Below are 21350 nucleotides of genomic sequence, written 5' to 3'. Positions count from 1 at the left end.
GCTGCGAGACCGCGCAAGGGGTGCGCTGCGGGGTCGCCTCTCAGACGTGCTGCATGACCAGCACGAAGGTCGTGCCCGGCTCCAGTGCCTCGTACAGGTGCGGGACGTCTCCCCGGTACGACATGTAGTCGCCGGCGGCCAGCTCCACCGTCTCGTCGCGCGGGCCCGCGAGCAGCCGCCCCGTGGAGACGACCAGGTGCTCCATGGAGCCCGGGATGTGCGGTTCCGACTCCCGCACGGAGCCGGGCTCCATCGCGGAGTGGTAGATGTCGCGCCGCACACCGGCGGGTCCCGCGGAGAGCAGCGTCCCCGCGTACGAGGCCTGTTCGGCGTGCATGGTCGGCCCCTCCCCCGCCCGGATCACCGTCACGGCGGGGGCGGGCGACTCCACGAGCACGCTGAACGGCACGCCGAGCGCCACGGCGAGGGCCCACAGCGTCTCGATCCCGGGGTTGCCGGTGGCCGCCTCCAGCTGGGAGAGGGTCGACTTCGCGATCCCGGCGCGCTTGGCCAGCTCGGAGAGCGAGATCCCCGCCTTGGCGCGCTCCCGGCGCAGGGCCGCGGCGACCCATTCGCGGGGGAGGCGGGAGGGGGTGGGGCGGGGCTCGGCGGCTGGGGCCGCTGCCGGGCCGGGGGCGGCGCCGTCGGTCACGCCGGCCTTCTTCGCGGCGCCCGTGCCGTGCGTGCCGTGCGTGCCCGCGCCAACGCTCTCGCCCGCCCTGTCCTGCGACGCCATGTCCCGTGCTCCCTCGCCTCTCACCATCTACTGCCGTTCGCCATAGCGGACAGATCGTTCGGCTTGACGAACGTAACCCACTCCGCCCATCCTACGACGTATGCGTTCGTCACACCGAACAGAATGCCCGACAGAGCGAACGAACGACGGTTTCGTGCGCCTCTCCCACCTGCCCCGCGGCGTCCTGCGCGACATCGCCCTCGTCTGGCTCGCCGACGCCGTCGTTGGTGTCTCCTTCGGCGCGATCGCCGTCGCGGGCGGCCTGCCCGTCTGGGTGCCGGTGCTGATGTCGCTGCTCGTGTACGCGGGCTCCGCCCAGTTCAGCGCGGTCGGCATCCTGGCCGCAGGCGGCGGTCCGGTGGCCGCGGCGGCGACGGGCCTGCTGCTCAACTCCCGTACGGCGGCGTTCAGCCTGGCCGTGGCCGACAGCCTGGGGCGCTCCTGGGCCGCGCGGCTCCTGGGCGCGCACCTCATCACCGACGAGACGGCGGCCTTCGTCCTCGCGCAGCCGGACCAGAAGCGACGCAAGGCCGCGTTCTGGATATCCGGGCTCGGTCTGTTCGCCGTATGGAACGTCAGCGTCCTCGGGGGTGCGCTCGCCGGTTCCGCGCTCGGCGACACGGCCCGCTTCGGCCTCGACGCCGCGTTTCCGGCGGTGCTTCTCGCCCTGGTGCTGCCCGCGCTGCGCGGCGACAGCATGACGCGGCGGGCCGCGGCCGCCGGTGCGGTGATCGCGGTGGCCGCCGCGCCGGTGCTGCCCGCCGGGGTACCGGTCCTGCTCGCGCTCCTCGGCCTGCTCGCAGCCAGGCGCGGCCCGACCCGCCGCCCGACACACACCGACTCCGCCCCCGAGAGGAGCGCTCCGTGAATGCCTATCTCGCCTGTGTCCTTGTCCTCGCCGCAGGGACGTACGCCTTCCGTCTCGCGGGGCCTCTGCTGCATGGGCGCGTCGAACTGCCCGCCCGTGTACAGGAGTTGCTGACCGTCGGCGCCACCGTCCTGCTCGTCGCGCTGCTTGCCACCGGGGCGCTTACCGAGGGGCACGGGTTCGCCGGGTGGGCTCGGCCGCTCGGGGTTCTGGTCGGTGGGGTGCTCGCCTGGCGGAAGGCGCCCTTTGCCGTGGTCGTGGTGGGCGCGGCGGCGACTACGGCGTTGTTGCGTCTGGCCGGGGTGGCGTAGCCGCGGCGCCCTCCTTCTCGTACAGCCCCTCGACCACCTCCGCGTACCGCTCCGTCACCGCACGCCTGCGCACCTTCAGGCTCGGCGTGAGCAGCCCGCCCTCCACCGTGAAGTCCTCGTCAAGGAGGGCGAAATCCCGGATGCGGGCCGGGCGCGAGACCCCTGCGTTGGCCTCGTCCACCACCTCCTGGACGAGGGCGCGTACGCGCGGGTCCCGCGAGAGCGGCTCGGTCAGCTCCACGCCCTCGCGTCCCGCCCAGCCGCTGATCTCCTCCGCGTCCAGCGTGATCAGGGCGACGGGGTAAGGGCGCTTGTCGCCCACCATGACCGCTCGGGAGACGAACCGTGAGCGCTGGACGGCCAGTTCGCTGAGGGACGGGGTGAGGTTCTTGCCGCCGGAGGTGATGATCAGGTCCTTCTTGCGGCCGGTGATGCTGAGGTAGCCGTCGGCGTCCAGCTCGCCCACATCGCCGGTGTGCAGCCAGCCTTCCTCGTCCAGCGCCTCACCGGTGGCGGCCGGGTCCGCGTGGTAGCCGGGGAAGACCATCGCGCCCCGGGCGAGGACTTCTCCGTCATCGGCGATACGGACCTCGCAGCCCTCCACGGGGCGGCCGACCGTGCCGTACCGGACCGCGCCGGGGTGGTTGAGGCTGATGACACCGGCCGACTCCGTCATCCCGTAGCCCTCGTAGACCGCGATGCCGCAGGCCCGCAGGAAGTCGATGACGTGCGGTGCGATCGGGGCACCGCCGGTCAGCGCCCACCGCACGCGCCCTCCGAGTGCCTGCCGGACCAGGCCGTAGAGGGCCTTGTCGGCAGCCTCGTACGCGTCCTGGAGATCGGGCGGCAGGGCGTCGTCCGCCGCGAGGACGCCGATGCGTACCGCTTCCTCGAAGCGTTCGCGGCCCCCCTCCTGGGACTCGGCGAGGGAGAGGACCACGGAGTAGATCTTCTCGAACAGGCGGGGCACGGACGGCAGGTGCGTGGGCTTGGCCTCCGCCAACTCGGCCACGACGTTCTCGATCCTCCCGCCGAAGAAGCAGAGTTCGCCGCCCTCGATGAGCGTCGTGAACTCGATGAGCTGGGCGAGGAGATGCGCGAGCGGGAGATAGAGATACGTGGAGTCGCCGGGGCCGCTCTCGATCAGGGGGAGCGTGGCGGACTGGACGGCACCCAGATTGGCGTGGGTGAGCAGACAGCCCTTGGGGAGACCGGTGGTACCGGAGGTGTAGATGATGGTGGCCAGGTCCCCGGGGGCCCGGCTCCGGGCACGGTCCAACAGGGCATCAGGGGAGGCCGGTTCGGCGGAATGAGCCACCGAGCCCGGCTCGGCATCGGCAACGGCGGACTGAGCCACCGAGCCCCGTTCGGCGCTCCCCTCCTCCCGCCCCGTCATCAGCAGCACATGCCGTACGCCCGGCAGGCGTGGCCGCAGGCGTTCGATCTTTGCCGCCTGCCTGGCGTTCTCGCAGAGCACCACCGAGGTGCCGGAGTCGCCGATGACCCACTCGACCTCCTCGTCGCCCGCCGTCGGGTAGACGGGGACGACCACCGCGCCCGCCGCGAACGTGGCGAAGTGGGCATAGGTCCACTCGGGGCGGGTCTCGGCGAGGATCGCCACGCGGTCGTCCGGGCGGACGCCGAGAGTGAGCAGCTTCTGCCCGAAGTCCCGGACCCGCTCGCGTAGTTGCTCGTACGAGACCTCCTCCCACGCCCCGCCTCCGGACTTGAAGCGGAGGGCGGGCCGCTCGCCGTGGCGGTCGGCCGCCCACTCGGTGAGGACGGCCAGGGTCTCGGGACGCTCCGTCGGCTGCATGCCCACAAACGCTAGGGAGTGCGCGGGCCGTCGCGGGATGACGGGAAGCGTCAGCGGGGTTGGCCGGGAAGCTCAGCCCCCGCTGCGGCCGGAGGCGCACCCGCCACCCCGAGTTCGAGAACCCCCGCGGCGGGGAAGGAACCCCCATGCCCAGCAGGACCATCACCGTCCATCACGTCCGCGCCATGCTGCACGGCGCCGAACGGCACGGCATCGATACCGTCCCGCTGCTCCGTACCGCCCAGATCCCCCCGCTCCTCCTCGGCGACGACCGGGCCCGCATCACCGAGGTCCAGTTCGCCCGGCTCTTCCGGGGGCTCTACCGCGCCACCGGTGACGAGTTCCTCGGCCTGGGATCGGCCGTCAGCAGGCCCGGGACCTTCGCGATGATGTGCCACGCGTTCATCGGTTGCCGCGATCTCGGCGCCGCCATGGAGCGGGGCGTCACCTTTTACGGGCTCTTTCCTGGAGGGCCCGATCTCACCCTCGAGCATCGCGACACCGGCAGCGCCGTCTTCGCCGTACGCAACGACCTCGAACACGACTACTTCCTCGCCGAGTGCCTCGTCATCATCTGGCACCGGCTGTGCAGCTGGCTGATCGGGCGCCGCATCCCCCTCCACTGGGCCGAGTTCGGGCATCCGCCGCCCCCGCACAAGGACGAGTACGAGCTCCTGTTCGGCTGCCCGGTCCGCTTCGGCGCGGCCCGCACCGGTGCCGGGTTCGACGAGCACTGGCTGGCCGCCCCGCTGATCCGGGACGAGGCGGCCCTGGAGGGGATGCTGGACCGGGCGCCGTTCGACCTCCTGTCGCGGCGCGAGTACGGGACCACGGTCGCCGAGCAGGTGCGCCGCGCCCTCTCCCGCGCGCTGCGCACCTCCCCCCGCCTGCCCTCCCTCGGCGAGATCGCCGCCCGCCTCGCGGTGAGCCCCGCCACGCTGCGCCGCCGCCTCGCCCAGGAATGCACCTCCTACCAGCAGTTGAAGGACGCCGTGCGGCGCGACGCCGCGATCGCGGGGCTCGCCGAGGGCTCCGAACCGATCGCCGAGCTCGCCGCGCGGCTCGGCTTCTCCGAGGACACGGCGTTCCACCGGGCGTTCCGGCGGTGGACGGGGACGACACCCGGCGCGTACCGCTACGAGACCTGGGGTCAACAAAGGTGAGCGCTCCCGCCAGCGCCGAACTTACTCGCCGGTCACTACGGTCGTCGCCTGACCAACCCAGCCCCTGAGGACAGTTGGGAGAGCCGCATGCACGTACGTACCAGCGCAAGAGCCCTGGCCGTGGTGGCCGCGCTCGGCCTGTCGGTCGTCACCCCGGTCACGGCGCAGGCCGCCCCGGCGGACACCGCAGCGCCCGGAGACGTCGTCAGCTCCGCGCCGAGCAGCTTCCACCCGCTCCCGGGCCAGCCGACGAACACCAAGGCCTGGAAGATCAACTACCGCTCCACGACGGCGAAGGGCGAGCCGAACACCGTCTCCGGCACCGTCATCGTGCCGCAGGACGGCAGGAAGGGCCCCCGCCCCCTCATCACGTACGCCGTCGGAACGATCGGCATGGGCGACCACTGCGCTCCCAGCGCCGGCTTCCCCAGGGGGACGACCCTCGAAGCCAACCTCATCCAGCAGCTCACCCTGCGCGGCTGGGCGGTCGCGGTGACGGACTACGAGGGACTGGGCACCCCCGGCGACCACACCTACACGGTCGGCAGGGCCGAGGGGCACGCCATGCTGGACGCCGCCCGCGCCGCGATCCGGCTCCCGGAGGCGGGGCTCGGCGAGGACACCCCGGTCGGCGTCATGGGGTACTCGCAGGGCGGGCAGGCCGCCGGTTGGGCCGCCGAGCTGCACGGTTCGTACGCCCCCGATCTGAAGGTCAAGGGCACGGCGACCGGCGGCGTGCCCGGCGACCTGATGGAGGTGGCGGACTTCAACGACGGTTCGTACGGCTCGGGCCTGATCTTCATGGCGGCGATCGGCCAGGACGCGGCCTTCCCCGAGCTGAAGCTCGACTCGTACCTCAACCCGGCGGGCAGGAAGCTGATCGGCACGCTGCGGAACAGCTGTGTGGCGGACGGCGCGGTGCTCGGCTCCTTCAAGAAGATCTCCGACATGACGGTGAGGAACCCCCTCGACCAGCCGGACTGGCAGCAGCGCCTGCGCGAGTCGACGGTCGGCACACGGGCTCCGGACGCGCCGGTGTACCAGTACCACGTGATCACCGATGAGCTGATCCCGTACGGCGTGGGCAAGCAGGTCCGCAAGGACTGGTGCGCCAAGGGCGCGAACGTGGAATGGCACACGATCCTGCTGGGCGAGCACGTCTCCGGGGTCATCACGCAGTCGCCGTTCGCGGCGAACTGGCTGGCGGACCGCTTCGCGGGGAAGCCGGCGAAGGGCAACTGCTAGCCGGTGTCGACGGATCGCGCGGCGCCTCCCGGGGGGCGAGGCCACCGCGCGATCCGTCCTCCCTCGGACCGTGATCCGTTCCTCAGACCGTGATCCGTTCCTCAGACCGTGACCCGTTCCTCAGACCGTCACCGAGGCGTCCGCTCCACCGGAATCCACAGCTCGGCCTCCGCCTCCGTCCCGTCGTCCGAGAGGCGGGTCCGCAGGATCTCGGGCCCCGGACGGCTCCGGTACGGATTCGACGGGAACCACTGCGTGAAGACGTCCCGCCACAGGAACTGAAGCGTCTGCGGGAACGGCCCCGAGCTCTCGAAGACGGCCCACGCCCCGGCCGTGACGTCGAGCGCGTCCATGTCCTCGGGCACATCGGCGCCGGACACCACACCGTGGTAGTAGTCGAGTTCGGTCCCTTCGGCCCGGCTCTCGTCCAGGTTGTCGCTGACCGAGACGATCCCCCGCGGCTCCTGGTCCGACAGGCTCTCGATGCGCCGCAGCGTCTCCTTTCCCAGCCCCCGGATGAACGCGGCGATGTCCGGGTTCACCCCCTCGTGCACGAGGGGGACCCGCGCCTTCCTGCCGACGACTCGGAACGCGTCCTTGTCCACGACCCGGTACCGCATGCTGCTGCTCCCTTCGACGATGAGGCGGAAGGACATCCGGGGCTGGGACCGCAGCGTCGCGCCGCCCCGCCTGGCTTCACCGGGACCCACCCCGTGCAGCGAGCGGAACGCCCGCGCGAACGCCTCGCCCGACGAGTAGCCGTAGCGCACGGCGATCTCCAGGAGCGTCCGCTCCCCTGCCAGTACCTCGGCGCCCGCGACGGTCAGCCGCCTGCGCCGGACGTACTCCGACAGCGGGAGTCCCGCCAGCGCGGAGAACATCCGCCGGAAGTGGTACTCCGACGTCATCGCGGTCCGCGCCAGGTCGGCCACCTCGATCCGCTGGTCGAGGTGGGCCTCGATGTGCTCCATGGCCTGGTTCAGCCGCTCCAGCACCCCGGTCTCCTTCCCTTTCACGCCCTCACGCTATGAAGGACCCACCCTGCCGGACCCGACATCCTGTGCCCGGTTCGGACCGGTCCCGTCCGGTCCCGTCCGGTCCTGTCGAGCTCCTGTGGAGGCCTCGGCCTCCGGGGTTTCGGGTACGGGGGGGGCGGGTAGCCGGGTGCCGTACCGTAAGGCCGCCCGGCCCGGATGGAACCGGTCGGAGTGGCGGTCTTTGGCGGGTCGGCCAAGGGCGAGAGGCGAGCGGCGAACTCCCTGTCAGCGGACGCGACATGGCCCTTCGGAGGGCCGACATCCTTCCGTCGCCGGACGCTGCCTGGCCCCTGCCGCCGATGGGCGCGGAAGCCGCTCGATCGGCAGGCGCAGCATGCCCACCACCGACCGCGAAGTACGGATCGCCCACGCCTTCCTCGACCTCGCACGCCCCCGCCCGGACTTCGATCCGCTGGAGCTCCTGCACGACCTGACCAGCCGGGCCGCCGCCCTGCTGCCGGTCCGGTGCGCCGGCATCACGGTCATGAACCGCAGCGGCACCAACGCGGTCTACGTCACCGCGTCCGACGAGCTGTGCCTGGCCCTGGAGGAGGAACAGACCGCGCTGAAGGAAGGCCCCTGCCTCGACAGCACCCGCAGCGGGCAGCCACTGCCGGTGATCTCGCTGACCGGCCCACCGGGCACCACCCGATGGCCACGTTTCGCTCCCCTCGCCCGGCGGGCCGGGATCACGGCGGTCGCCGCGGTGACCCTGCGCCTGCCCCACCTGCCGCGGCTGCCGCTGGGCTCCCTGAACCTGATGATGGCGGGCCCGCCCCACCCCAGCGGCCGGGACCTGCGGCTGGCCCAGGCACTGGCCGACGTCACCAGCTCGACGCTGTCCTTCCGGCAGCAGCCGGCCGACAAGAACGAGGTCCTCGGCCAGTTGCAGATCGCCCTGGACAGCCGCGTGGTCATCGAGCAGGCCAAGGGCGTCCTCTCCGTCCGGCTCGGCGTCGGCATGGACGAGGCGTTCCAGCGGCTGCGCGGCCATGCCCGTTCCCGCCGGCAGAAGCTGACCGAGCTCTCCGCCCGGATCGCCCGGGGCGACGTGCCCGAGGGCCCGCTCGCCCCCACCCGGTGAGCGCCGCCCGGTGACCGCCGCCGTGCCCGTCAGTGCCCCACGGGGCTCATGAGCCGGAGCTCGGCGGTGATGTGCGCCGCGCCGCCGCGTCGGAGAGGTCGCGCCGCCTCCCCTTTCGCAGTCATGTACGGCTACAGTTCCTTGCCCCCACGGCAGCACCGCCAACTCCCCCCACGCCTGCACCCCGAACTCCCGTACGTCCGTACGTGGTTCCATCGGAAAGGGAACGCCAGCCGTGTCTCAACGCCGTCACCTCAGACCCGCAGCCGTCGCCTCCGCGGCCGCCGTCGTCGTCCTCGCCCTCGGGTTAACCGGCACCGCCCACGCCGCCGCACCCGGCACCGCCCCCAGCTCCGCCACCCGCGTCGGCGACGACCCGGACCAGCCGGACAACCCGCTGTACGACGCCCCCGACAGCTTCTACGTCACCTCCGGGCGCGAGTCCGTCTCCCTCTTCTGGAGCCCGCTCTCCGCGGCCACCGGCTACGAGGTGTACCGCGCCGAGGCCGAGGGGACCGAGCCGGACGAGGTCGGCCCCTACGAGCTGCTCGACACCGTGGCCGCGAGTTCGTACGTCGACAGCGCCGGTGACCCCGACGTGACGTACGCCTACAAGGTCCGCGCCGTGGACGGCGCGGGTCACGTGTCGCCCTACACCGAGGCCCTCCGCGGCACCCAGGACTCCGTCGCGCCCTTCGCGCCGAGGGACCTCACGCGCACCCGCGAGGACGAGCGCGGGGTGACGCTGACGTGGCGCACCGGGGACTCGGACTCGGTGAAGTACGTGGTGTACCGCGCGGTGTCGCCCAACGCGCAGCGCGTCAAGGTGGGTTCGACGACGTCGCTGACCTTCCGCGACACGAAGGGCGACCCGGGCCTGACGTACCTGTACGAGGTGCGGGGCGTCGATGCCGTCGGGAACGAGTCCGAGGCGTCGAACACCGTGAACGGCACCAAGACGGTCGGCTCCAGCACCGCGCCCAAGGCTCCCGCCCTCGGCAACGCCCAGCTGGTGGGCCGGCGGCTCACGCTGTCGTGGTCGCAGAGCCCGTACGTGCCGGTGTCCTCCTACACCGTCTACCGGTCCAAGACCTCCCCGGTGGACATAACCGACCCGGCCAACAAGGTGGCCACCACGACGGGGACGGAGTACACCGCCACGGTGGGCGAGGACGAGGGCGAGCGGGACTACTACTACGCCGTCGTCGCCACGTCCTCGTACTCCGTCGCCTCGCCCGCCTCCGCGTCGGTCAAGCCGACGTACACGGAGCCGCGTCCGCCTGGTGCCACGCGGGTCTACGAGGTGACGCCGGGCGCGGGCAGCGTGCGGCTCAACTGGTTCGGTGTCCCGTACGGCAGCGACGAGGCGCCGGTGACGGGCTACCGCGTCTACCGCTCGACGAGCCCCGGCATCACCAAGGACAACGCGGAGTTCACGCACGTCACGAGCGACACGCAGTACGTGGACCGTGACCTGACGGGCGGCACGAAGTACTACTACGCCGTCGCCACGCTCAACGAGGACGGCCTGGTGTCCGCCCTCTCCCCCGAGGTGTCGGCCACGCCGACGTCCTGACGTCCGCCCCGGGCCCGGAAGGCTTCCGCTTCCGGGCCCGGGTTCGGACGCCCGCTACCCCCGGGGCTCCCCGTACCACCGCCACGCGCCCCGCCGTTCCCGTCCCGGCAACTCCCCGCGCCCGGTGGCCCAGAGCAGGGCCTGCCATGGCCCCTCGTCCGACGGGACGTCGGGGAAGAGGCGGTGGAGGACGCGGGAACACACATCGCCGGGAGGCGCCCACTTCAGCCCCAGTCCCTCGGCGAGGTCGTGCGCATGGACCACGGTCTCCACGACCCCCATGGCGGCGAAGCCCTCGGGGTCGGAGACGCCGAAGCCGTGGTAGGCCCGGGTCGCGGGCGGGGCCGTACGCACCATGGCGACCAGCAACGCGCCACTGGCCTCCAGGACCTGGAGCAACCCCGCCGGTCCGGCGGCACGGTCGGCATGGACGGCATTGGCGGGCCCGCCGGGCCGCCGGGCCTCCCAGACGAAGGGCACCTCACCCTCCAAGGGCGGCTGCTTCGGGCCGAGTTGCACGGCGTACGCAAAGAGATCATCGGCGAGATGCTCGACGGTCTCCCAGCAGTCCCACTCCAGCGCACCCGCCTTGCGGGCCCAGGCGTCCGGTGGCGCGTCACGCAGGACGCCGAGCGCGAGCTGGACGACCAGCTCAAGATCATCGGGTGTCACGGGCCCAGGGGTGGCGGGTTCTTGTTCGGCTTGTCGACGCATGGAGGGGACGGTAGCCGCCGCGAAAGCGGCGCGCCCACCGACTTTTCGTCGCTCGGGCAGGGCGCCCGCGCCCGCCCGCCGTCACTCCTCCTCGTCCACCCCGCACGAGGACCCGTTCTTCGGCATCTCCCCGTACAGCAGGAAGCCGTCCACCTTCTCCCGCACGCACTTCGACCCGGCGTAACCGGTGTGTCCGTCACCCTTGTTGTCCAGGACGACGGCCGCCGACCCGAGCCGCTCGGCGGTCTCCTCGGTCCAGCGGTACGGCGTGGCCGGGTCGCCCCGGGTGCCGACGAGGAGGAAGTCGGGGCTCTTCACGTCGCGTACGTCGTCGCGGATGTAGTCCGTACCGGCGGGCCGCCCGAAGCAGAACAGCACCGGCATCAGCATCGACTGCCCGAAGATGGCGGACGTCGACTCGAACTCCTCCTGGAGTTCGGTGACTTCCCTCTCCAGGCTCTCGGCGTCGGGCCGGTCCGGGTCGTCCGCGCAGTTCACGGCCATGAGCGCGGCAGCCATGTTGTCGGCGGGAACGTCCTCGGGCGACAGGCCCCGGACGCCTCCCCGGATGGCGCCCCCGGGCATCTGCTGGGCCAGGGACCCGCTCATCCGCAGCAGCGCCCGGGGGTCGCCGTCCGCCAGCAGCGCGCCGAGCGCCTGGGAGAGCGCGGGCCACGACTGCCTGCTGTAGAGCGCCTGCCCGAGTACGGCCACGACGTCCTGGCCGGTGAACTCCGCGCCGTCCGACGACTGGAGCGGATACGTGTCGAGGCCCTTGATCAGCTCGGCCATGCTGTCGCGTGCGCCACGCGAGTCGGTGCCAAGGACGCAACCCGCGTTGTCCGTGCACCACTTGATGAAGTTGTCGAGGGCGGTCTGCCGCCCCTCCGCGCTCACCAGGGCCTGCTCCGCGACGTCCTCGGTCAGCGTGTCCACGCCGTCCAGGACCATCCGCCCGACGTTCTTCGGGAACTGGGCCGCGTAGACGGAGCCGAGCCGCGTCCCGTACGAGAAGCCCAGATAGTTGAGCTTCTTGTCGCCGAGCACCTGCCGCATGACGTCCATGTCGCGCGAGACGTTGACGGTCCCGACGTACGGAAGGACGGGTCCGGACTCCTTCTTGCACTGCTCGGCGATCTCGCGCATCTCGTCGATGACGGCACCCGGGTCGTCCGAGTCCCCTTCCACCGCCGTCTCCCGCGCACCGGCGTCCCCGCAGCTGACGGGCGAACTCTCGCCCACACCACGGGGGTCGAAGGAGACCACGTCGTACCCCTTGCCGAGGTACTCGAACTCCTTCTGCGCGTTCAGCAGCCCGGACACACCTGCGCCGCCGGGTCCGCCGAAGTTCAGCAGGAGCGAACCCCTGGGCCTGCCGCTGGACTTGATGCGGATCATGGCCACGTCGACCTTGCCGCGCCCCGGGTCCGCGTAGTCGAGGGGCACGGTGATCTTGCCGCACCGGATGTTCTTGTCCTTGGGCACGGCGGTGGCGTCGGACTCGGATATGAGGCCCGCGCCGTCTCCCTCGCAGGCGCCCCACTTGATCTTCTGCGTGTAGTAGCGGGAAAGATCGGGCGACGAGGAAGGCGATGGCGTGGCCGCCGCGCTCTCGCCCGGCAGCCAGGCCCCTGTCCCCATGACGGCCAGCGCGGTCACGCCGGCGAGTGCGACAGCTCTGCGCACGGCAACCTCCCAGGGTCTGCCCCTCGATCACCCTAAGCGCGGGGCAGCGGCCCCGCCCGTTCAGGTGACAGCGCGTGACAGCCGCTACCGTGCGTGTCCGTACAGGCCCTCGATCTCCGCCGCGAAGTCCCGCTCGATGGCGTCCCGCTTCAGCTTCAGGGACGGGGTCAGATGGCCGCTGTCCTCCGTGAAGTCCACGGGAAGCACGGCGAACCGCCGGATGGACTCGGCCCGCGACACGAGCTTGTTCGCCTCGTCGACGGCGCGCTGCAGGGTCTCGCGCAGATCGACGTCGTCCACGAGATCGGCGAGGCCGGTGTAGACCTTCTTCTTCATCCGGCACCAGTGCGCGATGCCGTCCGCCTCCAGGGTGAGCAGGGCGGTGATGTAGGGCCGGTCGTCGCCGACCACCATGCACTGGCCCACCAGCGGGTGGGCGCGCAGCCAGTCCTCCAGCGGGGCGGGCGCCACGTTCTTGCCGCCGGTGGTGATGAGGATGTCCTTCTTGCGCCCGGTGATGGAGAGGTACCCGTCGGCGTCGAGGGCGCCGATGTCCCCCGTCGCGAACCACTCCCCCTTCGCGGGCACCGCACGCCCGGCCTGCCCGTCCCAGTACCCGCCGAAGACCTGCCCTCCGGCGAGCAGCACTTCCCCGTCGTCGGCGATCCGCACCCGCGTCCCGGGCAGCGGCCAGCCCACCGTGCCGAGCTTCGGCTTCAGCGGCGGTGTCACGGTGGCCGCCGCTGTGGTCTCGGTCAGGCCGTACCCCTCGAAGATCTCGATGCCCGCCCCCGCGTAGAACGCGGCCAGGCGGCGCCCGAGCGGCGAGCCGCCGCAGATCGCGTACCGCACCTTGCCGCCGAGGGCCGCGCGGATACGCCGGTAGACGAGCGGGTCGTACAGCGCGCGGGCCACCCGCAGCCCGAACGTCGGACCGGGCCCCGTGCCGTGCTGCCGCGCCTCGACCGCCTCGCCGTAGCGGACGGCGAAACGGGCGGCGCGGTCGAAGGAGGAGGCGCGCCCCATCTTCTCGGCGGTGGCCCGTCCCGTGTTGAAGACCTTCTCCAGGACGTACGGGATGGCGAGCAGGAAGGTCGGCCGGAAGCCTCCCAGGTCGCCCAGCAGATCCTCGGTCTGGATGCTGGGCGCGTGCCCGAGCCGCACCCGCGCGCGCATGCAGCCGATGGCGACCATGCGCCCGAAGACGTGGGAGAGCGGCAGGAAGAGAAGCGTGGAGGCGGGCTCCTTGCTGACGGACTTGAAGACGGGATGGAGCAGCTCGATCGCGTTGTCGACTTCGGCGAAGAAGTTGCCGTGGGTCAGGACGCAGCCCTTGGGCCGCCCGGTGGTGCCGGAGGTGTAGATGAGCGTGGCGACGGAGTCGGGACCCAACTCGGCGCGTCTTCCCTCCACTTCGACATCGGAGATGCCTCCGCGCCGCCCCAGCTCGGCGAGCCGCCGTACGTCCCCCTTCTCGAAGGACCACAGGTGCTCAAGGTCGGGCATCCGGTCCCGCTCGGGCCCGAGCGACGCGGCGAGGGCGGCGGTCTCGACGGCGAGCGCGACGGCTCCGGAGTCCTGGAGTATCCACCGGGTCTGGTAGGCGGACGAGGTCGGATAGACGGGCACGGTGACGAGCCCGGCGGCCCAGCCCGCGAAGTCGAGCAGCGTCCACTCGTACGTCGTACGCGCCATGATGGCGAGCCGGTCCCCCGGGGCGAGCCCCTCGGCGATCAGCCCCTTGGCGACGGCGAGGACTTCCTCGGCGAACGCGGCGGCCGACACGTCCCGCCACCGCCCGTCGTCGCCCTTGCGGGAGAGCACGGCTTCGGCGGGTGCCTCGCGGGCGTTGTCGAAGGGGATGTCGGCGAGGGACCCCCGGCTGACGGCGGAGGCGAACGGCGGTACGGAGACTTCGCGTACGACGCCGTCGAGGTGGCGCAGGCGGGGTTCGACGAGGGCGGGCTGCGGGGTGACGGGGGACATGGGGTGGCGGCTCCTTGTCAGGGGGTGGTCTTGGGAGGGCCGGGCGCGGTTCCGCTGCTCGGTGGCGGACCCGGCGGAGGCCTGCAGGTCGGCTACCGCCTACCGCTCGAGAATCGCCGTCACCCCCTGCCCGCCGGCCGCGCAGATGGAGATGAGGCCGCGTCCGGACCCGCCCCGCTCGGCGAGCAGCTTCGCCAGGGTGGCGACGATCCGCGCGCCGGTGGCGGCGAAGGGGTGGCCCGTGGCGAGCGAGGACCCGGCGACGTTGAGCCGGTCCCGGTCCACGGCACCGAGCCCCCGCTTCTCCCAGGCGGCCAGCGTGGCGAGCACCTGCGAGGCGAACGCCTCATGGACCTCGACGAAGTCGAAGTCGGCGAGCCCGAGTCCGGCCCGCTCCAGCATGCGCGGCACGGCGTACGCGGGCGCCATCAGCAGCCCGTCCTCGCCCCCGACGACGTCACCTCCCACGAAGTCGACGGCGGCGGTCTCGTACGCGGTCAGACAGGCGAGCGGTTCGAGCCCGCGCTCGTCGGCCCACTCCTCACTCGCGAGGAGAGCGACGGCCGCCCCATCGGTCAAAGGGGTCGAGTTCCCGGCGGTCATGGTCGGATTGGGCCCCTCCACCCCGAAGACGGGCTTCAGCTGCCCCAACTTCTCGACGCTGGACCCGGGCCGCAGGTTCTGGTCCCGTTCGAGCCCCCGGAACGGCACGACGAGCCCGTCCAGGAACCCACGGTCGTACGCGGCGGCAAGCCGCTGATGGCTCGCGGCGGCCAGTTCGTCCTGCGCCTCGCGCGTGACGCCCCACGCCTGAGCGGTCACGGCGGCGTGCTCACCCATCGAAAGCCCGGTGCGGGGCTCGGCGTTGCGCGGGATGTCGGGCACGAGGTGCGAGGGCCGCACGCGAGCGAGCGCCTTGAGGCGCCCTCCAGTGGTCTTGGCGCGGCGCGCGGCGAGCAGGATCTTGCGCAGCGAGTCGTTGAGACCGAGGGGCGCGTCGCTCGCGGTGTCGGCTCCGCCCGCCACAGCGGACTCCGTCTGCCCCAGCATGATCTTGTTGGCGGCGGCCACGACGGCCTGCAGGCCGGTGCCGCAGGCCTGCTGGATGTCGTACGCGGGTGTGGTGGCCGCGAGGCGGGACCCGAGGACGGTCTCGCGGGCGAGGTTGAAGTCGCGGCTGTGCTTGAGCACGGCACCGGCGACGAACTCCCCGACGACGCCGGGTCCGTCGAGCCGATACCGCTTCACGAGACCGTCCACGGCGGCGGTCAGCATCTCCTGGTTGGACGCGGTCGCGTACGGGCCGTCGGAGCGCGCGAAGGGGATGCGGCTGCCGCCGATGACCGCCACGCGGCGGGTGGTGGGCAGATTCATGTCTCGACCAGCTCCTGACCCTTGAGTAACCTTACTCTGAAGTAAATTTACGACCGAGCTGGGAGTTGGACAATGGCCGACCGCTATCTGAACTTCACGGGCACCGCACCCGGCCGCTTCCTCACTCGAAGGCTCGGCCTCCCTCAGCCGTCGCCACTGCGCCGCTGGACCCCGGAACACCCGTACCTGGAGGGCGAGTTGCTGCTCCTGACGGCAGGAGAGTCCGCCCACGGCCCGGAACTGTCGACGGTCCTGTCGCGAACGCACCTCGATCTCGCGGCCGAATCCTCTTCCCCGGCAGCGGTGGTCGTGGACGCAACGGGCATAAGCGACGTGCCAGCCCTCTCCGAGGTGCACGCGGCGCTGCATCCGGTGGTGCGCTCGGTGGCGGAGAACGGCCGGGTGGTGGTGCTCGGCGCGCCGGTCTCATCGTCGGACCACCACCAGGCGGCGGCGCAACAGGCGCTGGAGGGCTTCGTCCGCTCTCTGGGCAAGGAGCTGGGCAGGGGCCGCACGGCGACGCTGGTCCGGATGAGTTCGGCGGCGGCTGCGGAGTCGACGCTGCGTTTCCTCCTCTCACCGAGGTCGGCGTACGTGAGCGGCCAGGTGATCGAGGTGGGAGAAGCGGAGCCGCCGGCCACCCCCGTCGACTGGGACAGGCCCCTGGCGGGCCGTACGGCCCTGGTGACGGGGGCGGCGCGGGGGATCGGCGCGGCGGTGGCGGAGGTGCTGGCGCGGGACGGCGCGCGGGTGGTCGTCCTCGATGTGCCGTCGGCGCAGGCGGAGTTGGTACGGGTCGCGGACCGGCTGGGCGGGACGGCGCTGCCGCTGGACATCACGGCGGACGACGCGGGGGACCGGATGGCGTCGGCGCTCGCCCCTGCCGGCCTTGACATCCTCGTCCACAACGCGGGGATCACGCGGGACCGCAGGCTGGCCAACATGCCGGCGGACCGCTGGGACCCGGTCCTGGACGTGAACCTGACGAGCGTGCTGCGCACGACGGACGCGCTGCTGAAGTCCGGGACGCTGAACCGGGGCGGGCGCGTGGTGGCCACGGCGTCGATCGCCGGGATCGCGGGGAACGTGGGCCAGACGAACTACGCCGCCAGCAAGGCGGGGATCATCGGGCTCGTACGGTCCCTGGCGCCGGTGGCGTCGGCGGAGCACGGGGTGACGGTGAACGCGGTGGCCCCCGGCTTCATCGAGACGAAGATGACGGCGGCGGTCCCCCTCTTCATCCGCGAGGCGGGCCGCAGGATGAACTCCCTTGCCCAGGGGGGTCTTCCGGTGGACGTGGCGGAGACCACGGCGTGGTTCGCCTCGCCGGGCTCCGGCGGGGTGAACGGGCAGGTGGTGCGGGTCTGCGGCCAGAGCCTGCTCGGGTCGTAGCCCTCGTCGGAACCGGGCCTCTCCCCTGCCCCGCGGCTTCGCCCACCACGAACGGACCTCCCCCACCCACTCACCCGCCCGCAACCCAGCAGCACCCCTCACCGAACAGGCCTTTCCCACCCACCCGCCCGATTGCCCCGCAGCACCCCCTCACCGAACAGGCCTTTCCCGCCCACCCGCCCGATTGCCCCGCAGCGACCAGTGATTCGCCGCAGTCGGCAGCGCTCGGGAGGGGACGTGCCGGTATGTCCGCCCGGAGCACGGTTCGCGGAGCTCCGGTGCCGAAGCAGCCCCGGGGCCACCGGACGATAGCGAGGACGGACATACCGGCGCGGCACCGCACCCACCAACAGACCGACCCCGCAGCACGCCCCACGCCCCGCACACGGCAACGCGACGCAAGGGAACGCGCCGGTAAGCCCACCCGGAGCGCGGGCCCCGCACCCACCCCCGAAAGGACCCCCATGCTCGCCCCCCTGCTCCTCCGCGGCGCGATCCTCTCGCCCCTCAAGCGGCGGCCCCGCCCCGACGCCCCGCTCCCCGGCGCCCGCCCCACCCTCACCGACGTGCGCCCCAGCTCAGCGCACCTCGACGCCTACTCCCGCCTCTGCGGCTACCGCACAACCCCGCGCACCCTCCCCCTCACCTACCCCCACCTCCTCAGCTTCCCCCTGGCCATGCGCCTCATGACCACCCGCGCCTTCCCGCTCCCCCTCCTCGGCCTCGTCCACACGTCCATCGAGATCACCCGGCACCGCGCCCTGACAGCCGCCGACAGCCTCGAACTCTCCGTACACGCGGCCCACTTGAGCCCTCATCGCCGCGGCACCGAAGCCACCCTCGTCACGGAGGCCCGCGTCGACGGCACCACCGTATGGACCTCGAGCAGCACCTACCTGGCCCGTCACCGCACCGCCGACGCACAGCCCGGCCCGCCCCCGCGCGAAGTCGCCCCGCTCCCCGCCCGCGCCGAGTGGCAGCTCCCCCCGGACCTCGGCCGCCGTTACGGCGCCGTCTCAGGTGACCGCAACCCCATCCACCTGTACCCCCTCACCGCACGCCTCCTCGGCTTCCCCCGAGCCATCGCCCACGGCATGTGGACCGTGGCCCGCTGCCTCGCGGAGTACGACACCCTGCACGGCACCCCCGAAGCCGCCCACGTCCACGCCGACTTCAAGGCACCCGTACTGCTCCCCGGCACCGTCACCTACGCCGCCGACGGTCACGCCTTCCAACTCCTCGACGCCGACGGCACCACGATCCACCTCAGCGGCACCCTTCACCAGGGCACCCCTCGCTCAGGCACTCCTCGCTAAGGCACCCTCCGCTAAGGCACCCTTCGCTAAGGCACCCACCGCCGCCCCTCCATCAGCTCCCCCAGCCCCGCCCACGCGAAGTTCATCAGCGTCGCCGCGGCCTCCTTCGCGGACACCGACGCGTCCCCGTTCGCCCAGCCGGCGAGCGACTCCGCCGCCCCCACCAACGCCTGCGCCAGCCCCGCCACTTCACGCTCCGCCAGCTCCGGCTTGCGGTGCGCCTCGCGTGCCGCCTCCGCGATCAGTGACGTCACGAACGCCACGATCTCCTCGCGCATCACGGCGACCTCGGCCGCGAACGGCTCCCCTTGCGTCCGCGCCTGGTTGTGCAGGACCACCCACGCGTCGGGCCGCTCCGCGGTATGCGTGAAGAAGGCCCGCAGGCCGGCCCACAGCTGCCGGTCGGCGGGGCCGCCCCCGCTCACCCCGTCCCGCACCGCCGCGACCAGCGCCGCGGCCTCCCGGCGGATGCACGCCGTGAACAGTTCTTCCTTGGAGTTCAGGTACAGGTACACCAGCGGCTTCGAGACCCCCGCGACCTCCGCGATCTCGTCCATCGAAGCCGCCCGGTACCCCCGCTGCCCGAAGATCCGCACGGCGGCGTCCAGCATCTGCTGCTCCCGCACGGCCCGCGGCATCCGCTTCTGCCGCTTCCCCGCCGCGCCGCCCGACGCGCCACCCGCCGCACTGCCCGCCGCTCCGTCGACCGCCCCGGCCTTCACATCGCCCACCCCGGCCGCCCGCCTTCCACACAACCTGTGCACAGAAAAGACCAGCGTACGGTCACCTCACCCCCCAAAGACCACCCCTCCCCAGCCCACGACCCCCACCTGGCACCGCTTGGCACCACCTGGCGCCAACCAGTGCCACCCTCCACCCCAAATCGGCCCACCCGCACACATGGCGCCACACCGGCTCCAGCCAATCCGCTCCCATCACCGCAGGTCAGAGGGTCCACCCTCGACGCCACGACCCCTAAGGCACCAATGACACTTGCGGATGGCGCCAACATGGTGCCATCATGGCGTCATGGACCTCACCCCGTATGTCGACAACCTCCGCCGCGAACTAGCGGTGGCCGCCGAAGCCGGCGGGGAAGACGCTCGCGAGCTGGCCGATCGCCTCACCGCTCCCCTGGAGTCGGCGACCCGGCTGACCATGCTCAACGTGCTCTCCGCCGCGATGGACGAGATCACCCGCGACCTCGCCCCAGGTTCCGTCGACGTACGGCTGCGCGGGCTCGACCCCGATTTCGTGGTGACGCTGCCGCCCACCGACCGCGGCCCCGCGGAACCGGCCGTACCCACCGAACCGCTCAAGTCCCAGGCGCCCGCCGACAGCGACGAGGGCGGCACCGCCCGCGTCAATCTGCGCCTGCCGGCCCACCTCAAGGCGCGCGCCGAGGAAGCCGCGAACCGCGAGGGCCTGTCGGTCAACGCCTGGCTGATCCGGGCCGTGTCGGCCGCGGTCGACAGCGGTGCCGCGCCGCGTACGCCGGAGAGGACCCAGTCCATCGGACAGAGCTTCACGGGCTGGGTGCGCTAACCACGCCCACGCCCGGCGCCCACTCCCGGCGCCCACGCCCCGCACCCGCATCCCAACCTCACCCCACCGCGCCCCACCTCACCTCACCCACACCACGTCCCACCAGCGGGGACGCCCCACGGACTCACGAGGACGGTACAGCCATGCCTTCTTTCGACACTCCCGAGCCGATCTCGACCACCGCCCACGTGGACGCCGGGTCCATCCGGTTCTCCGCGGGCGACCGCCTCGACACGGTCGTGGACGTACAGCCCCGCGACCCGAAGACGGACCAGGACGTGCGGGCCGCCGAGCAGACCGAGGTCACCTTCTCGGGCGGCAACCTGCACGTCAGGACGCCCAAGCAGCGCCACCTCTTCGGCCGCAGCGGCACCGTCGACGTGACGGTGGAACTGCCCACGGGCTCGCGCGTCGACGTGACCGGCTCCTGGGCCCAGGTCCTCGGTGAGGGCAGGCTCGGCGAGGTCCGCGTGAAGATCTCGACCGGCGACGTCCGCCTCGACACGACCGGGCCGCTCCATCTGACCGCCTCCCACGGCTCGATCACCGTCGACCGCGTCGAGGGCCAGGCCGAGATCACCACCAGCTCCGGCAGCCTGCGCGTCGGCACCGTCAACGGCCCCGCCGTCCTGAAGAACTCGCACGGCACCACGACCGTCGGCGCCGCCCTGGGCGACCTGCGGGTGAGCGGCTCCGCCGGCGACATCGACGTCACGCGCGCCGAGGCCTCGGTCGCCGCCACCACCGCCCACGGCACCCTGCGCGTCGCCGAAGTCGCCCGTGGTGTCGTCCAGTTGGAGACCTCGTACGGCGCCATCGAGGTCGGCATCCGCGAGGGCACCGCCGCCTGGCTCGACGGCAGCTCCGACCACGGACAGGTGCGCAACTCGCTCACCGCGTCCGACGCCCCGGGCAAGACCGAGGACACCGTCGAGGTCCGCGCCCGGACGCGCTACGGCAACGTCGACGTCCGCCGCGCCAAGGCCTGAGCGCCACCCCTCGAACTCGCCCGCGCAGGCCCGGAGCCCCGGCCCCACCCCTCAGGCCCCAGTCCCCAGGCCTAGGCCCAGTCCCCAGCCCCAAGTCCCCAGCAGTCCCCAGCCCCTTCAGCCTCCGATTGGGAGGGCTCCATGCCTTCTTCTGTCATGTCCACGACCGCTCACAGCGGCGACGGCCCCCAGTCGCCCACCGCCGTCTCCAGCCTCGGTCTGCGCAAGTCGTACGGCGACAAGACCGTCCTCGACGGCATCGACCTGCACATCCCGGCAGGCACCGTCTTCGCGCTGCTCGGCCCGAACGGCGCCGGCAAGACCACCGCCGTCAAGATCCTCTCCACCCTCATCAGCGCCGACGGCGGACAGGCCCAGGTCGCCGGCCACGACCTCAGCACCCACCCGCAGGCGGTCCGCGCCGCGATCGGCGTGACCGGGCAGTTCTCCGCCGTCGACGGCCTGATCACCGGCGAGGAGAACATGCTCCTCATGGCCGACCTGCACCACCT

The 21350-nt window shown here is 72.2% G+C and carries 19 protein-coding genes; 11 read left to right on the top strand and 8 right to left on the bottom strand.

All coding sequences use genetic code 11. From position 1 onward, the window contains the following. Positions 1-40: 40 nt before the first annotated feature. The gene (locus tag ACZ6ZP_RS38320) at positions 41-736 is read right to left on the bottom strand and encodes a helix-turn-helix domain-containing protein (protein ID WP_383820386.1); all 696 of its coding nucleotides are present in this window, start codon (positions 734-736) and stop codon (positions 41-43) included. Positions 737-836: 100 nt separating this feature from the next. On the opposite strand from ACZ6ZP_RS38320, the gene ACZ6ZP_RS38315 reads away from it, so the two are divergent. Beyond that, complete coding sequence (locus ACZ6ZP_RS38315; protein ID WP_351173953.1) at positions 837-1604, top strand: AzlC family ABC transporter permease; 768 nt, start codon at positions 837-839, stop codon at positions 1602-1604. Next, on the top strand, positions 1601-1915 hold the full coding sequence (locus ACZ6ZP_RS38310; RefSeq protein WP_351173956.1) for an AzlD domain-containing protein: 315 nt from the start codon (positions 1601-1603) through the stop codon (positions 1913-1915). Before ACZ6ZP_RS38315 ends, ACZ6ZP_RS38310 begins: the two co-directional genes overlap by 4 nt. Here ACZ6ZP_RS38310 and ACZ6ZP_RS38305 read toward each other — a convergent pair. Further along, the gene (locus ACZ6ZP_RS38305) at positions 1881-3731 is read right to left on the bottom strand and encodes an AMP-dependent synthetase/ligase (protein ID WP_469410262.1); all 1851 of its coding nucleotides are present in this window, start codon (positions 3729-3731) and stop codon (positions 1881-1883) included. The genes ACZ6ZP_RS38310 and ACZ6ZP_RS38305 overlap by 35 nt on opposite strands. Positions 3732-3877: 146 nt before the next feature. Here ACZ6ZP_RS38305 and ACZ6ZP_RS38300 point away from each other — a divergent pair, with 146 nt between their 5' ends. Together ACZ6ZP_RS38300 and ACZ6ZP_RS38295 are read left to right on the top strand one after the other, a co-directional pair. Further along, the gene (locus tag ACZ6ZP_RS38300) at positions 3878-4894 is read left to right on the top strand and encodes an AraC family transcriptional regulator (protein WP_469410261.1); all 1017 of its coding nucleotides are present in this window, start codon (positions 3878-3880) and stop codon (positions 4892-4894) included. Between the two features lie 87 nt (positions 4895-4981). Continuing rightward, positions 4982-6139 carry a lipase family protein gene (locus ACZ6ZP_RS38295; protein WP_383820394.1) on the top strand — a complete coding sequence of 386 codons (1158 nt, stop codon included), beginning with the start codon at positions 4982-4984 and terminating at the stop codon, positions 6137-6139. Between the two features lie 128 nt (positions 6140-6267). Here the strand turns inward: ACZ6ZP_RS38295 and ACZ6ZP_RS38290 are convergent, their stop codons facing one another. After that, positions 6268-7134 (bottom strand): AraC family transcriptional regulator, encoded by an 867-nt coding sequence (locus tag ACZ6ZP_RS38290; protein ID WP_351174004.1) that lies wholly within the window; start codon positions 7132-7134, stop codon positions 6268-6270. A 376-nt stretch (positions 7135-7510) separates the two neighbouring features. Between ACZ6ZP_RS38290 and ACZ6ZP_RS38285 the strand changes: the two genes are divergently transcribed. Together ACZ6ZP_RS38285 and ACZ6ZP_RS38280 are read left to right on the top strand one after the other, a co-directional pair. After that, a complete protein-coding gene (locus ACZ6ZP_RS38285) occupies positions 7511-8260 on the top strand; it encodes an ANTAR domain-containing protein (protein ID WP_469410260.1) in 750 nt (249 codons plus the stop codon). Between the two features lie 235 nt (positions 8261-8495). Then, the gene (locus ACZ6ZP_RS38280) at positions 8496-9836 is read left to right on the top strand and encodes a hypothetical protein (protein WP_366462522.1); all 1341 of its coding nucleotides are present in this window, start codon (positions 8496-8498) and stop codon (positions 9834-9836) included. Between the two features lie 54 nt (positions 9837-9890). Here the strand turns inward: ACZ6ZP_RS38280 and ACZ6ZP_RS38275 are convergent, their stop codons facing one another. The 4 genes from ACZ6ZP_RS38275 to ACZ6ZP_RS38260 form a co-directional block, all read right to left on the bottom strand. Continuing rightward, positions 9891-10550: a maleylpyruvate isomerase N-terminal domain-containing protein gene (locus tag ACZ6ZP_RS38275; protein WP_469410259.1), complete on the bottom strand. Its 660-nt coding sequence runs from the start codon at positions 10548-10550 to the stop codon at positions 9891-9893. A gap of 81 nt (positions 10551-10631) precedes the next feature. Next, the gene (locus ACZ6ZP_RS38270) at positions 10632-12236 is read right to left on the bottom strand and encodes an alpha/beta hydrolase (protein WP_469410258.1); all 1605 of its coding nucleotides are present in this window, start codon (positions 12234-12236) and stop codon (positions 10632-10634) included. An 84-nt stretch (positions 12237-12320) separates the two neighbouring features. Then, positions 12321-14222, bottom strand: coding sequence for an AMP-dependent synthetase/ligase (locus tag ACZ6ZP_RS38265; RefSeq protein WP_383820401.1), 1902 nt, complete (start codon positions 14220-14222; stop codon positions 12321-12323). 99 nt (positions 14223-14321) lie between these two features. Then, complete coding sequence (locus ACZ6ZP_RS38260) at positions 14322-15596, bottom strand: acetyl-CoA C-acetyltransferase (protein WP_469410257.1); 1275 nt, start codon at positions 15594-15596, stop codon at positions 14322-14324. Between the two features lie 72 nt (positions 15597-15668). Between ACZ6ZP_RS38260 and ACZ6ZP_RS38255 the strand changes: the two genes are divergently transcribed. Together ACZ6ZP_RS38255 and ACZ6ZP_RS38250 are read left to right on the top strand one after the other, a co-directional pair. Beyond that, positions 15669-16988 (top strand): 3-oxoacyl-ACP reductase, encoded by a 1320-nt coding sequence (locus ACZ6ZP_RS38255; protein WP_469410256.1) that lies wholly within the window; start codon positions 15669-15671, stop codon positions 16986-16988. Between the two features lie 464 nt (positions 16989-17452). Beyond that, a complete protein-coding gene (locus tag ACZ6ZP_RS38250) occupies positions 17453-18304 on the top strand; it encodes a MaoC/PaaZ C-terminal domain-containing protein (RefSeq protein ID WP_469410255.1) in 852 nt (283 codons plus the stop codon). Positions 18305-18330: 26 nt separating this feature from the next. Here the strand turns inward: ACZ6ZP_RS38250 and ACZ6ZP_RS38245 are convergent, their stop codons facing one another. After that, positions 18331-18942, bottom strand: coding sequence for a TetR/AcrR family transcriptional regulator (locus ACZ6ZP_RS38245; RefSeq protein WP_361473829.1), 612 nt, complete (start codon positions 18940-18942; stop codon positions 18331-18333). A 391-nt stretch (positions 18943-19333) separates the two neighbouring features. Here ACZ6ZP_RS38245 and ACZ6ZP_RS38240 point away from each other — a divergent pair, with 391 nt between their 5' ends. The 3 genes from ACZ6ZP_RS38240 to ACZ6ZP_RS38230 all read left to right on the top strand — a co-directional run. Beyond that, a complete protein-coding gene (locus tag ACZ6ZP_RS38240; RefSeq protein ID WP_351173992.1) occupies positions 19334-19849 on the top strand; it encodes a toxin-antitoxin system HicB family antitoxin in 516 nt (171 codons plus the stop codon). 143 nt (positions 19850-19992) lie between these two features. Further along, positions 19993-20838 (top strand): DUF4097 family beta strand repeat-containing protein, encoded by an 846-nt coding sequence (locus tag ACZ6ZP_RS38235; protein WP_351173995.1) that lies wholly within the window; start codon positions 19993-19995, stop codon positions 20836-20838. Positions 20839-20979: 141 nt separating this feature from the next. Then, a partial coding sequence (locus tag ACZ6ZP_RS38230; RefSeq protein WP_469410254.1) for an ATP-binding cassette domain-containing protein occupies positions 20980-21350 on the top strand: 371 nt, incomplete at its 3' end.

It is taken from the genome of Streptomyces sp. NPDC054047 (assembly GCF_055585065.1).
This window is presented reverse-complemented; position numbering and strand designations above follow the sequence as displayed.